General features: G+C 70.6%; 12 protein-coding genes. 6 read left to right on the forward strand and 6 right to left on the reverse strand.

The window, feature by feature from the left end:
• Window positions 1–82 precede the first annotated feature (82 nt).
• The gene (gene rpsA / locus ACWPOB_RS28195; protein WP_100058275.1) at window positions 83–1,546 is read right to left on the reverse strand and encodes a 30S ribosomal protein S1; all 1,464 of its coding nucleotides are present in this window, start codon (window positions 1,544–1,546) and stop codon (window positions 83–85) included.
• Window positions 1,547–1,767: 221 nt separating this feature from the next.
• Between rpsA and ACWPOB_RS28200 the strand changes: the two genes are divergently transcribed.
• From ACWPOB_RS28200 to ACWPOB_RS28210, 3 genes are all read left to right on the forward strand, one after another.
• Window positions 1,768–2,616 (forward strand): class I SAM-dependent methyltransferase, encoded by an 849-nt coding sequence (locus tag ACWPOB_RS28200; RefSeq protein WP_455402834.1) that lies wholly within the window; start codon window positions 1,768–1,770, stop codon window positions 2,614–2,616.
• Between the two features lie 77 nt (window positions 2,617–2,693).
• The gene (locus ACWPOB_RS28205) at window positions 2,694–3,383 is read left to right on the forward strand and encodes a TMEM175 family protein (RefSeq protein ID WP_455402835.1); all 690 of its coding nucleotides are present in this window, start codon (window positions 2,694–2,696) and stop codon (window positions 3,381–3,383) included.
• Window positions 3,384–3,480: 97 nt separating this feature from the next.
• Window positions 3,481–6,276 (forward strand): AMP-binding protein, encoded by a 2,796-nt coding sequence (locus ACWPOB_RS28210; RefSeq protein ID WP_455402836.1) that lies wholly within the window; start codon window positions 3,481–3,483, stop codon window positions 6,274–6,276.
• A gap of 13 nt (window positions 6,277–6,289) precedes the next feature.
• Here the strand turns inward: ACWPOB_RS28210 and ACWPOB_RS28215 are convergent, their stop codons facing one another.
• From ACWPOB_RS28215 to ACWPOB_RS28235, 5 genes are all read right to left on the reverse strand, one after another.
• On the reverse strand, window positions 6,290–7,051 hold the full coding sequence (locus ACWPOB_RS28215; protein ID WP_455402837.1) for an amino acid ABC transporter ATP-binding protein: 762 nt from the start codon (window positions 7,049–7,051) through the stop codon (window positions 6,290–6,292).
• On the reverse strand, window positions 7,048–8,034 hold the full coding sequence (locus ACWPOB_RS28220; protein WP_165038858.1) for an amino acid ABC transporter permease: 987 nt from the start codon (window positions 8,032–8,034) through the stop codon (window positions 7,048–7,050). The genes ACWPOB_RS28215 and ACWPOB_RS28220 overlap by 4 nt, the downstream gene beginning before the upstream one ends.
• Before the next feature lie 14 nt (window positions 8,035–8,048).
• A complete protein-coding gene (locus ACWPOB_RS28225; protein WP_455402842.1) occupies window positions 8,049–8,912 on the reverse strand; it encodes an ABC transporter substrate-binding protein in 864 nt (287 codons plus the stop codon).
• A 132-nt stretch (window positions 8,913–9,044) separates the two neighbouring features.
• Window positions 9,045–9,374 (reverse strand): antibiotic biosynthesis monooxygenase family protein, encoded by a 330-nt coding sequence (locus ACWPOB_RS28230; protein WP_455402838.1) that lies wholly within the window; start codon window positions 9,372–9,374, stop codon window positions 9,045–9,047.
• Window positions 9,375–9,423: 49 nt separating this feature from the next.
• Window positions 9,424–10,518 carry an isocitrate/isopropylmalate dehydrogenase family protein gene (locus tag ACWPOB_RS28235; RefSeq protein WP_455402839.1) on the reverse strand — a complete coding sequence of 365 codons (1,095 nt, stop codon included), beginning with the start codon at window positions 10,516–10,518 and terminating at the stop codon, window positions 9,424–9,426.
• Window positions 10,519–10,537: 19 nt separating this feature from the next.
• On the opposite strand from ACWPOB_RS28235, the gene ACWPOB_RS28240 reads away from it, so the two are divergent.
• The 3 genes from ACWPOB_RS28240 to trxA all read left to right on the forward strand — a co-directional run bounded on the left by ACWPOB_RS28240 (window position 10,538) and on the right by trxA (window position 12,814).
• A complete protein-coding gene (locus ACWPOB_RS28240) occupies window positions 10,538–11,056 on the forward strand; it encodes a 2'-5' RNA ligase family protein (RefSeq protein ID WP_455402840.1) in 519 nt (172 codons plus the stop codon).
• Between the two features lie 238 nt (window positions 11,057–11,294).
• The gene (locus ACWPOB_RS28245; RefSeq protein ID WP_455402841.1) at window positions 11,295–12,302 is read left to right on the forward strand and encodes a GlxA family transcriptional regulator; all 1,008 of its coding nucleotides are present in this window, start codon (window positions 11,295–11,297) and stop codon (window positions 12,300–12,302) included.
• A 140-nt stretch (window positions 12,303–12,442) separates the two neighbouring features.
• On the forward strand, window positions 12,443–12,814 hold the full coding sequence (gene trxA / locus ACWPOB_RS28250) for a thioredoxin (RefSeq protein ID WP_072635365.1): 372 nt from the start codon (window positions 12,443–12,445) through the stop codon (window positions 12,812–12,814).
• The last annotated feature ends 42 nt before the right edge of the window (window positions 12,815–12,856 follow it).

A 12,856-nucleotide genomic window follows, 5' to 3' on the forward strand; every position in this document is an offset into this window, starting at 1 on the left:
ATGTCCGGTGCGGGCTGTCTACCGGCTCGGAGAACGCGAGGGGCCCCGCACCGGCAGGTGCGGGGCCCCTCGATCGAACGTGTCAGGCGTTGCCGGACAGCTTCTCGCGCAGCGCGGCGAGCTGCGCGTCGCTGGCCAGCGAACCACCGGTCGACTCGGAGGTGCCGGTCTCGGCACCCGTCTCCGACGAGTAGTTGGTGCCGGAGACACCCGCGGCAGCCTCGGCGGCCTCGTCGGCAGCCATCTTCTCGATCTGAGCGGTGTGCATCTTGTGGCGACGCTCGGCCTCCGCGTAGCGGGACTCCCACTCCTCACGCTGCTTCTCGAAGCCCTCGAGCCATTCGTTGGTCTCGGGGTCGAAGCCCTCGGGGAAGATGTAGTTGCCCTGCTCGTCGTAGCTGTCGGCCATGCCGTACTTCGACGGGTCGAACTCGGCGTTGTAGTCCTCGTTCGCCTGCTTCAGCGACAGCGAGATGCGGCGACGCTCCAGGTCGATGTCGATGACCTTGACCATCGCGTCGTCGCCCACGGCCACGACCTGGTCCGGAACCTCCACGTGGCGCTCGGCCAGCTCGGAGATGTGCACCAGGCCCTCGATGCCCTCCTCGACGCGGACGAACGCGCCGAACGGAACGAGCTTGGTGACCTTGCCCGGGACGATCTGACCGATCGCGTGGGTCCGGGCGAACTGACGCCACGGATCTTCCTGGGTCGCCTTGAGCGAGAGCGACACGCGCTCCCGGTCGAGATCGACGTCGAGAACCTCGACCGTGACCTCGTTGCCGACCTCGACGACCTCGGACGGGTGGTCGATGTGCTTCCAGGACAGCTCGGAGACGTGCACCAGACCGTCGACCCCGCCCAGATCGACGAACGCGCCGAAGTTGACGATGGAGGACACGACGCCCTTGCGGACCTGGCCCTTCTGGAGCTGGTGCAGGAACTCGCTGCGGACCTCGGACTGGGTCTGCTCGAGCCAGGCGCGACGCGACAGGACCACGTTGTTGCGGTTCTTGTCGAGCTCGATGATCTTGGCCTCGATCTCCTTGCCGACGTACGGCTGCAGATCGCGGACGCGGCGCATCTCGACGAGCGACGCGGGCAGGAAGCCACGCAGGCCGATGTCGAGGATCAGGCCGCCCTTGACGACCTCGATGACGGTGCCCTTGACGGCCTCGTCCTTCTCCTTGAGCTCCTCGATCGTGCCCCACGCGCGCTCGTACTGCGCACGCTTCTTCGACAGGATCAGGCGGCCTTCCTTGTCCTCCTTGGTGAGAACCAGGGCCTCGACCTCGTCGCCGACGGAGACGACCTCGTTGGGGTCGACGTCGTGCTTGATGGAGAGCTCGCGGGACGGGATGACGCCTTCGGTCTTGTAACCGATGTCGAGCAGCACCTCGTCGCGATCAACCTTGACGATGGTGCCTTCCACGATGTCGCCATCGTTGAAGTACTTGATCGTGGCGTCGATGGCGGCGAGGAAATCCTCGGCGGAGCCGATGTCGTTGACGGCTACCTGCGGCGAGGTGACGGTGGTGGAGGGCATGTGTTGAGTTGCTCCGGACGGGTTGGTGTCGGTTGATGAAGTTCGGTCGGACAAGCGGACCGCGCGTCGCGCGAACGCCACGCACACTCCGCCGCGGGCGCCCGCGCCGGATCCTTGTCGGGCCACGGGCGGACACTCGCGATCATCAGGCTACGCGTCCCGGTGCTAGCTGGGCAAACCCGGCCCGGTCGCGGCGGGCCGGCGGCTCTACGCTGATCGACATGTCCGACGACCGTCACGCCCACGCCCAGTCCGTCCTGGGAGCCACCCGCGCAGGTCGGGCCCGCCTCGGCACGCGGGACAGCGAGCGCGCGAGCCGCACCTGGTGGGACGCCGACGCCGCGGACTACCACCGCACCCACGGCGAGTTCCTCGGCGTGGACTCGGCGGAGGGCGAGTTCGTGTGGTGCCCGGAGGGGCTGCACGAGGGCGACGTGCATCTGCTCGGCGACGTCGCCGGCAAGGACGTCCTCGAGCTCGGCTGCGGGTCGGCGCCGTGCGCCCGCTGGCTCGCGGGCCGGGGCGCCCGGGCGGTGGGTCTCGACATCTCCATGGGGATGCTCGCGCGCGGGCTGACCGCGATGGACCGCGGCGGGCCGCGGGTACCGCTCGTGCAGGCCGGCGCGGAGGACCTGCCCTTCGCGGACGAGAGCTTCGACATCGCGTGCTCGGCGTTCGGGGCGGTGCCGTTCGTCGCCGACTCGGCGCGGGTCATGCGGGAAGTCGCGCGGGTGCTGCGCCCGGGCGGGATCTGGGTGTTCGCGGTCAACCACCCGATCCGCTGGATCTTCCCGGACGACCCGGGTGAGCGGGGCCTGACCGCGATGCTGCCGTACTTCGACCGCACCCCGTACGTGGAGGTCGACGAGGCCGGCGTCCCCACCTACGTCGAGCATCACCGCACCGTCGGGGATCGGGTCCGAGAACTCGTTGCGGCCGGCCTCGAGGTACGCGACATCGTCGAACCCGAATGGCCGGAGGGGCTCGACCGCGAGTGGGGCCAGTGGAGCCCCCTGCGTGGGGAACTGTTCCCCGGCACCGCGATCTTCTGCAGCCGTAAACCGGACTGACCCGCCCGCGACCGCCCGCCCGGCCCGATCTACCCGTCCGGCCGATGCCCGGTCCCCGCCTGTGTCATGGTCGTGGGGTGACGCCCGCCGAGGACGACTCCGGCGCACCGCGCGCGCACCACGACACACCGGGACGCGGCGGTCGGTTGCTGCCCACCACGCGGCTCGACGCGTTCTCCGACGGCGTCTTCGCGATCGTCATCACCCTGCTCGTCCTCGAACTGGACGTACCCGAATCCGCAGCCCGGCTGCTCGAGGACCTGCGCGCCGAGTGGCCTTCCTTCCTGGGATACCTGGTCAGCTTCGCCTTCATCGGTGGTGTGTGGGTCGAGCACAGCAACCTCACCCGGTTGCTGCGGGCGACCGACGGGGTCTTCCTGCGCCTGAATCTGCTGCTGTTGCTGTTCGTGACCTTCCTGCCGTTCACCACCAGCCTGATGGCGACCCACCTGTCCGACGCGGCGCGAAGGCCGGCCACGGTGGCGTTCGGCCTGAACCTGACCCTGGCGATACTCATGAGCAACGTGCTGATCGCCTACGCCGTGCGCAACGCCGACCTGACCGACGAGGCGGGCCGTGCCGAACTGCCGGCGCTGGCCCGGGAACGGTGGTCGGTGGCGGTACTCATGGCCGCATCGACCCTCCTGGCGGCGTTCCTGCCGCAGCTCGCGGTGGCGTTCTACCTTGCGGTGGCCGTGCTTCTGCTCGTCGAGCCGTTCCGGCTTCTCCGGGTGCCCCGACACCGAGCAGGCACCGGGTCCGCGTGAACCGACACCCGGGGGCCTTCGGCCCTTCTGGTCGCCCGAGCGGCCGCCTATGTTGGGCAGCAGGACGACCCGTCCCTCCCACAGACGGGAGACGACCGTGAGCGAGCCTGCGACCTCGGGGCAGGACGATGCCCTGCTGCTCTCGGTGGTCCGGGATCTGGTGGCCGAGAGGTACACGGTCGATCGCGCGGTCGGCACGCGGCTCGACAGCGTCTTCGATCGTGATCTCGGGCTCGACAGTCTCGCGGTCACCGAGCTGATCTCCCGCGTCGAGGATGCGTTCGGGGTAAGCCTGGAGCGTGGGGTGCTCGGCACCGTGACCACCCCGCGTCAACTGCTGACGGCGGTGCACCACGCACCCGCGCGGGAGCGCCGCCGGCCGGTGCCCGCGCGACGGGCGGCGCCCCCCCGCACCGATCGGACGCCGGACGCGACCGCGACCCTGACAGAGGCGCTCTCGTGGCACGCCCGCACCCATCCGGATCGGGTCCACCTGCGCATTCTCACCGAGGGACACCAGAGCGAGATCAGCTACGGCGAGCTGCATTCCGCGGCTGCCACGGTGTCCGCCGCCCTGCTCACCCACGATCTCCGGCCCGGTGACGCGGTCGGCCTCATGCTCCCCACGGGCCGGGACTACTTCACCACGTTCACCGGCGTGCTCCTGGCCGGGGGTGTCCCGGTACCGGTCTATCCGCCGGCGCGTCCGTCCCAACTCGCCGAGCACCTTCGTCGGCAGGTGCACATTCTCGACAACGCACGGGCCCGTGTGCTGGTCACCGACCCGGAGGCCGCCCGCCTGGCCCGGTTGACGCGCGGCCAGGTGGAGACGGTGCGCCATGTCCTGACCCCGGGCGAGCTGGCCGGCTGCGGGGAGGCGACCGGCGGACCGCGCGGCCCCGGCGACATCGCCCTGTTGCAGTACACCTCCGGCAGCACCGGCGACCCCAAGGGCGTGACCCTGACCCACGCGAACCTGCTCGCCAACATCCGTGCGATGGGCAAGGCAGCCGAGGTCTCCACCTCCGACGTCTTCGTCAGCTGGCTGCCGCTCTACCACGACATGGGACTGATCGGCGCCTGGTTGTCCGGCCTGTACTTCGGGGTGCCGCTGGCGGTGATGTCCCCGCTGGAGTTCCTCGCCCGCCCGGCGCAGTGGCTGTGGGCGATCCACACCCACCGCGGCACCCTGTCGGCGGCTCCGAACTTCGCCTACGAGTTGTGCCTGCGCCGAATCACCGACGCCGACCTCGACGGGCTCGACCTCGGCTCGCTGCGCATGCTGTTCAACGGTGCCGAAGCCGTGAACGCGGACACCGTGATCCGGTTCGGCGAGCGGTTCGGCGCCTACGGACTCCGCCGCGAGTCCCTGGCCCCGGTCTACGGACTGGCCGAAGCATGTGTCGGCCTCACCTTCCCGCCCGTGGGACGGGGACCGGTGATCGATTCGGTCGCCCGCGAACGTTTCCTGCGCACCGGCCGGGCGGCCCCCGCCACCGACGAGGACCCGAACCCGCTGCGCTTCGTCGCCTGTGGCCGGCCGATCCCGGATCACCGGGTCCGGGTGGTCGACTCGGCTGCGAACGTGCTCGGCGACCGGCGCGAGGGCCGGATCGAGTTCCGCGGCCCCTCGGCCACCGCGGGGTACTTCCGCAACCCGCAGGCGACCAAGGCGCTGTCCCGGCACGGCTGGCTCGACACCGGCGACCTCGGCTATCTCGACGACGGCGAACTCTACGTCACCGGCCGCATCAAGGACCTCGTCATCCGCGCGGGCCGCAACCTGCACCCGGAGGAGCTCGAGCGGGCGGTGGGCGAGATACCGGGACTCCGGAAGGGCTGCGTGGCGGTCTTCGCGACCTCCGCGCAGACCGACGGCACCGAACGCCTGGTCGTGCTGGCCGAGACGCGCGAGACCGAGGCAGCCACCCTGGACCGGCTCCGGGAGCGCATCGTCGGGGTCGCCGTGGATCTGCTCGGAACACCGCCGGACGACATCGTGCTCGCCCCGCCCGGAACGGTGCGCAAGACCTCGAGCGGCAAGATCCGGCGGTCCGCCACCCGGCAACGCTACGAGCAGGGCGACGTGCGGTCCCGTCCCCGGCCGGTGTGGTGGCAGCTGACCCGCTTCGCGGTCCGCGGCGCGATCCCGAGCCTGCGGCGTGCGGCGCAGCTCGTCCGGACCGGTGCGTTCGCCCTGTGGTGCTGGTCGATGGTCCTCGCGGTCGGCCTGCCGACCCTGATCGCCGTGGCGGTGCTGCCCCGCCTCCCGGCGCGCCGCGCGGCCGCGCGCAGGGCCGCCCGCGGTCTCGCCCGCCTGACCCGCACCCCGGTGACCGCGCAGGGAGCCGAGCATCTCGCGCGGCTGCCGAACTGCGTAGTGGTCGCCAACCACGCCAGCTTCCTCGACGGAATCGCGTTGTCGACGATCCTGCCGGGCAGCTACACGTTCGTGGCCGGGGAGGTCTTCGAGCGCAAGCCGTTCATCGGTTTCCTCCTGCGGCGGATCGGTACGCGGTTCGTCGAACGGACCGAACGTGAGCAGAGCGTGGCCGACGCCGATCGGCTGGTCGAGGAGGCACGCGCAGGGGGCCGCCTGGTGGTGTTCCCCGAAGGCGCGCTGTCGCCGGTGCCCGGGCTCCGGTCCTTCCACCTGGGTGCGTTCGTGATCGCCGCGCGGGCGGGTCTTCCCGTGGTCCCCGTCGCGATCACCGGCACCCGCGCGATGATGTGGCCCGATCACGGCAGGATCATCCACCGCGGAGCGGTCCGTCTCGTCGTCGGCGAGCCGATCCTCCCGTCCGGAGACGGCTGGGACGCGGCCGTCGCGCTGGAGCGCGCAGCGCGGGCCGTGATCGCCGAACACTGCGGGGAGCCCGACAGCGGCCGCTGAGGGGGCCCGACCGCTAGAGCAGCTTGGACAGGAACGACTGGGTTCGTTCGTGCTGCGGATTGCGCAGCAGTTCCCTGGGAGCACCGGCCTCGACGACCACGCCGCCGTCCATGAACACCAGTTGGTCGGCGACCTCGCGGGCAAAGCCCATCTCGTGGGTGACCACCATCATCGTCATCCCGCCGGCGGCGAGGTCCCGCATCACCGCGAGGACCTCGCCGACGAGCTCGGGGTCCAGGGCGGAGGTGGGCTCGTCGAAGAGCATGAGCTTCGGCTCCATGGCCAGGGCGCGGGCGATGGCCACGCGCTGCTGCTGGCCGCCGGAGAGCTGGGCCGGGTAGGCGTCGGCCTTGGCCGCGAGCCCGACCTTGTCGAGCAGTTCCCGCCCCAGCGCGACGGCATCGGCGCGGCGGATCTTCTTCACCAGCATCGGCGCCTCGATGACGTTCTCGAGGGCCGTGCGGTGCGGGAACAAGTTGAAGTGCTGGAACACCATGCCGATCTCGCGGCGCTGCTTGGCCGCCGCGCGCGGGCTCAGCTCGTAGAGCTTGCCCCCGCGTTCGGCGTAGCCGACGAAATGGCCGTCGACGTGCAGGCGGCCGGCGTCGATGTTCTCGAGGTGGTTGATGCAGCGCAGGAAGGTGGACTTACCGGAGCCGGAGGGCCCGATCAGGCATGCGACGGTGCCGTCGGGCACGTCGAGCGACATGCCGTTGAGCACCCGCAGGGCGCCGTAGCTCTTGTAGACCCGGTCGGCCTGGACCATGGGTGTCATCGGCGTTCTCCTCCGGGGATGTCGGGTGCCTGCGCCGCGCCGGGCTCGACGGGGACGGGCTTGCCCTGCGCGTCGGCGAGAGCCTGCAACTGCCGCGCGGTGAGCTGGCGGCTCAGGCCCTTCGAGTAGTGCCGTTCCAGGAAGTACTGGCCCACCATGAGCAGGCTGGTGATGGCCAGATACCACGTGGCGGCGACCAGCAGCAGCGGGATGGGCTGGAAGTTGGCGCCGGAGATGTCCCGGGCGCGGCCGTAGAGCTCGAGGCTGTACGGCACCGCCGCGACCAGCGAGGTGGTCTTGAGCATGCTGATGAGCTCGTTGCCCGTTGGCGGAATGATCACCCGCATCGCCTGCGGCAGGACGGTGCGGCGGATGGTCTGCGACCACGACATGCCGAGCGCTACCGAGGCCTCCGTCTGGCCTTCGGGGACCGAGCCGATCCCGGCGCGCACGATCTCGGCCATGTAGGCGGCCTCGTTCAGCCCGAGGCCGATCACGGCGAACAGGAAGGCGGCGTTGATGCCCTGCAGGTCGATGTGCACGAACTGGTGCACGAACGGGATACCGAGGTCGAGCTGCTTGTAGATCGAGGGGAACAGACCCCAGAACACCAGCTGCACGTAGACGGGGGTGCCGCGGAAGATCCACAGGTACCCCCACGAGACGGTCTTGAGCACCGGGTTCGGCGACAGGCGCATGACCGCGAGCAGCACGCCGAGGAGCACGGCGAGCAGCATCGCCAGCACGGTCAGCTGCACGGTCTTCCAGGCCGCCTCGGTGATACGGCGGTCGAACAGGTACTGCGCGTACACGTCCCAGCGGTACGCCTCGTTGGTGGCGGCGCCGTAGAGGAACAGCGCCAGCAGCACGGCGACGACGATGCCGGCGATCCAGCGGCCGGGCCGGCGCAGCGGCACGGCCTTGATGGTTTCCGGTTCGGTCTGCGGTTCCGGTCCGGTGACGGATGTCGGGCGGTCGCTCATCGCACCCCTTTCGCTCAGCTCGTCGCCGCGTTGATCTGCGCGGTGTCGATGGTTCCTTCTTCCATGCCCCACCGCTGCGCGATGCGCGCGTAGACGCCGGAGTCGATGAGGTGCTGCATCGCCTGCTGCAGCACGGGTCCGAGGGGCGAGCCCTTCGCGACGACGAAGCCGTAGGGGGCGGCGTCGAACACGGATCCGGCGGTTTCGAGCCGGCCGTCGCTACGGGCGATCGCGTACGCGGTGATCGGCGAGTCGGCCGAGAGGGCGTCGACGCGGCCGAGGATGAGGGCGTTGGTGGCCTCGTCCTGGCTGTCGTACTTGACCTTGTCGATCGGCGGTTTGCCGGCGGCGACGCACGCCTCGCTCTTGGCGGGCACCTCGTCGATGTCCTCGTAGGTGGTGGTCTGCACCGCGACCCGCAACCCGCACGCGTTGTCCGGGTCGACGTCGTCGCCGACGCGCTGGGCCCATTGCACGCCGGCGCTGTAGTAGGTGACGAAGTCGACGGACTGTTCGCGTTCCTCGGTGTCGGTGAACGACGACGAACCCATGTCGAACGTGCCGGCCTGGACTGCGGGGATGATGCGGTCGAAGTCGGATTCGCTGAACACCGGACGGACGCCGAGGACGTCGCCGAGGGCGTCGACGAGTTCGACCGCGAAACCGACGATGCGCCCGTCGTCGTCCTTGAACTCGTTCGGGGCGTACGGCACGTTGACGCCCACCTTCAGCTCGCCGGTCGCCGCGACGGGCGCCGGCAGCTGCTCGGCGATCGCCTCGACCCGCTCGGCGCCGACCGGTTCGCCGGGCGGCACGGTCGACTCGGTGTTGACGACGCAGCCGGACAGGACCGCGGCCGTCAGCAACGTCCCGAGCAGCCCCGCGACGAGGCGTCGGCGGCCGGTCGGTCCGGTAGGTGCTGGTTCGTCCACAACCGCACAGTATCCATCGGCGGGCCCGGATTACGGAATCCGCCCCGGACGGCCCTCGGTGTCGCCGGCCGCACCCGCCTACCGGTCGCCGACGGCGACCGGTAGGTAGGTGCCGACGTCGGCGACGACGCCGAGCTCGAGCCGGAACGCGGCCGGGTCGAACCCCCGACGTGCGTGGCTTTCCTGCAGGGCCGCCCGCGCCCGCTGCAGTGCCGAGGGGTCCGCCCAGCGCACCACGGTGACGATGTTGTATTCGCTGGGGCCGGAGCACAGTTCGACAACGTCGTCGCCGTGGAACCCGGGCTGGGTGCGCAGCTCGCGGTGTGTCTCGTGGACCGCGGCGAGGAATGTCTCCCGTGCGGCCGCGGGAACGGAGAACTTGTCGATACGCAGGATCTCGGTGGTCATGGCGGCCACGGTAGGACCTCGAGCCGACTCGAGGTCAAGAGCTGTGCGCTCAGCGGCGAAGAGTGCGGGCGACGACGGCCTCGGTGAACTCGGCGGTCGAGGCGAGACCGCCGAGATCCGCGGTGGCCACGCCCGCCTCGACGGTCGCGTCGACGGCGTGCTCGATCCGTCGGGCCGCGGCGACGAACTCCGGCAGGTCGTGGACGGTGCCGAGCCGGTCGAGGAGCATCGCGGCGGACAGGATCAGCGCCGTGGGATTGGCGCGGTTGCGGCCGGCGATGTCCGGGGCGGCGCCGTGTGCGGCCTGCGCCATGGCCTGGGTGTCGGATGCGTTGATCGACGCCGCGGTGCCGAGCGAGCCGGACAGTTCGCCCGCGAGGTCGGAGAGGATGTCGCCGAACATGTTCTCGGTGACGACGACGTCGTAGTCGTCACCGTGGCGGACGAGGTGGGCGGCCATGGCGTCGACGTGCTCGTCGTCCACCGTCACCGACGGATACTGTGCGCCGATCTCGCGGCAGACGTCCCGGAACAGGCCGGTGGTCAGGGACAGGACGTTGGCCTTGTGCACGATCGTGACGCGGAGGCGGCGGCGGGCGGCGAGCCGGAAGGCCGTGTGGGCGATGCGTTCGCAGGCCGCCCGGGTGACGACGCCGACGGCGAGCGCGACGTCGGGGGTGGGCATGAATTCGCCGCTGCCGACGACCATGTTGCGGTCGGCGTAGAGCCCTTCGGTGTTCTCCCGCACGATGACGAGATTCATGCGCGGGGACACGGCCCGGACCCCGGGCAGGGCGCGGGCGGGGCGGATGTTGGCGTACAGGTCGAACCGCTTGCGGATCTGCCCTCCCGGGGTGAGCTGCGCGCGGAACGGATCGGGATAGGCGGCGCTGTCGTGCGGTCCGAGGATCCACGAGTTCAGGCCCGCGAGTGTGTCGAGGGTGGATTCGGGGGTGGGTGTGCCGTGGGTGGCGATCGCATCGGCGCCGAGCGGCAGCGGCACCCAGTCGATCTCCGGGCCGTGCACGGCGGCGACGGCGGCGTCGACCACCCGGCGGGCGGCCGGGACGATCTCGTGACCGATCCCGTCTCCTTCGAGCAGTCCGATGCGGTGCGGGGCGGGGATTGCGACGGCGTCGGTCATGCGGCAATCATTACCCACCATGGTGCAGTCGGTGGAACTGCTCCTCGACGACCGTCTGGATCAGGCGGTCCGCGAGGAATGGTCGCGGTTGCTGGACGTGGGGCTGTCCAGCCAGGCCCGCAATCGGTCCGAGTCGAACCGCCCGCACATCACGCTCGCGGTCGCCGCGGCGATTCCGCCAGGCGTGGAAGGGGCGATGCGGGAGCGGATCACGGGCGAGCCGTTGCCGGTGCGGCTCGGGGGGATGGTGCTGTTCGGCTCGCGCACCGCGACGGTGGCGCGGCTGGTGGTGCCCACGGCCGAACTGCTCGAGCTGCAGCGGATGGTGTTCGCGCTGATCGACGGTTGTCCGGGTGTCCCGGCGCACATCCGGCCCGGCGAGTGGACCCCGCACGTGACCCTGGCCCGCCGGGTGCCGCCCGGCCGGCTCGGATCGGCGCTGACGGCGACCCGTGCGGGCACCCGGGAGCTGACGGGCGTGTCGGCGGGCATCCGGCGGTGGGACGGCGAGGCGCGGCGCGAGTGGCGGGTGGTGTGACGCCGCGCCGCCGCGGCCCGGTGCCGGGTCAGACGCGGTAGTCGCCGAACTGGGTTTCCTCGCGGTGGGTATCGGGCGTCCGGCCGGCCAGCGCCAGGGCGTCGAGCACCACGAACACGACGAAGACGAACAGGAGGACGGTCATGGTCTCAGCCTGGTCCGCGGGCCGACCCGCCGACAGCGGCAGAAACGACACATATCGTCGATTTCCGGCCAACCTGGTGGCAGACTGGGCGGCATGCTGACGACGGTGGTCGTGCCGCTGTTGCCCCGCACCGAGACCTTCGAACTCGGCGTCGCCTGCGAGGTGTTCGGCTTCGACCGATCCGACGACGGGCTGCCCGTGTACGACTTCAGCCTCGTCGCGGGCAGCCCCCGGCCGGTCACCACCCGGTTCGGGTACACGATCGACGTCCCCTACGACCTCGATCGCCTCGACGACGCGGATCTGATCGTGATTCCCGCCGGCGGCACCGGGATCGCCGACCTGGACGAGTCGTTCGTGTGCGGCGTCGCCGACGAGATCGCCGACCTGCATCCGCTGTTCGCCAAGCTGCGGGCGGCGGTGGACCGCGGCACGCGGGTCGCGAGCCTGTGCACGGGAGCGTTCGTGCTGGGCGCGGCCGGCCTGCTCGACGATCGCCGCTGCACCACCCACTGGCGCCACGCCCCGCGGCTGGCCGACCGCTTCCCGTCCGCGAAGGTCGATCCGGACGTGCTCTACGTCGACGACGACCCGGTGTTCACCAGCGCCGGCACCGCCGCCGGAATCGACCTGTGCCTGCACATCGTCCGCAAGGAACAGGGCTCCGACGTGGCCAACGGCATCGCGCGCCGGATGGTGGTCCCGCCGCACCGCGACGGCGGGCAGGCCCAGTACGTCGCCATGCCGCTGCCCACGGCACCCGCCGAGACCCTCGCGCCCCTGCTCGACTGGATGACCGAGCACCTCGACGAGGATCTGCCCGTGGCGGCGCTCGCCGCGAAGGCGCACATGTCCGCGCGGACATTCGTGCGGCGGTTCCTGGCCGAGACCGGGACGACGCCCGCCCGCTGGTTGCGCGATCAACGGGTCCTCGCGGCCCAACGGCTGCTCGAGACCACCGACCTGCCCGTCGACGTCATCGCCGACCGCGTCGGCTTCGGGACGGCCGCGGTCCTGCGGCAGCACTTCCTGCGCCTGCGCCGCACCACCCCGCACAGCTACCGTCGCACCTTCCGCACCGAACCCACCCGCGTGCGGTGACCGCCGGGTGCCCCCGGACGACCCGGGCGTCGGCACAGCAGGTATCCCCGGGGGGTATCCACGGAAAGAACGGGTATCCGCGGGAAGAAACGGTCGCGGCATGACGTTGACGCGATCAGTACCCGACCGAAAGGATCCCCGTGGCCACCCAGACTCTCACCCAGCAGAACTTCGACGACATCATCACCGGTAACGACGTGGTTCTCGTCGACTTCTGGGCATCGTGGTGCGGGCCGTGCCGCTCCTTCGCCCCCACCTTCGAGTCGTCGTCGGAAAAGCACCCGGATGTCGTGCACGCCAAGGTGGACACCGAGGCCGAACAGGGCATCGCGGCGGCGGCGAACATCCGGTCCATCCCGACGATCATGGCGTTCCGCGAAGGCGTCCTCGTGTTCAACCAGGCCGGCGCCCTGCCCCCGGCCGCGCTCGAGGACCTCGTGACCCAGGTCAAGGCCCTCGACATGGACGAGGTGCGCCGCCAGATCGCCGAACAGAACCAGACGCAGGGCTGAGCGACCCCGGGTGCGTAAGTCCCACCAAAAAAGGGGGAAAGG

The organism is Rhodococcus sp. 2H158 (assembly GCF_053764755.1).

What these genes read in the sequence shown, in the direction of transcription:
- ACWPOB_RS28220 (WP_165038858.1), bottom strand. Translation starts at nt 8,034, where the DNA reads ATGAGCGACCGCCCGACATCCGTCACCGGACCGGAACCGCAGACCGAA.
- ACWPOB_RS28230 (WP_455402838.1), bottom strand. Translation starts at nt 9,374, where the DNA reads ATGACCACCGAGATCCTGCGTATCGACAAGTTCTCCGTTCCCGCGGCC.
- ACWPOB_RS28200 (WP_455402834.1), top strand. Translation starts at nt 1,768, where the DNA reads ATGTCCGACGACCGTCACGCCCACGCCCAGTCCGTCCTGGGAGCCACC.
- ACWPOB_RS28215 (WP_455402837.1), bottom strand. Translation starts at nt 7,051, where the DNA reads ATGACACCCATGGTCCAGGCCGACCGGGTCTACAAGAGCTACGGCGCC.
- ACWPOB_RS28240 (WP_455402840.1), top strand. Translation starts at nt 10,538, where the DNA reads ATGGTGCAGTCGGTGGAACTGCTCCTCGACGACCGTCTGGATCAGGCG.
- ACWPOB_RS28235 (WP_455402839.1), bottom strand. Translation starts at nt 10,518, where the DNA reads ATGACCGACGCCGTCGCAATCCCCGCCCCGCACCGCATCGGACTGCTC.
- ACWPOB_RS28245 (WP_455402841.1), top strand. Translation starts at nt 11,295, where the DNA reads ATGCTGACGACGGTGGTCGTGCCGCTGTTGCCCCGCACCGAGACCTTC.
- rpsA (WP_100058275.1), bottom strand. Translation starts at nt 1,546, where the DNA reads ATGCCCTCCACCACCGTCACCTCGCCGCAGGTAGCCGTCAACGACATC.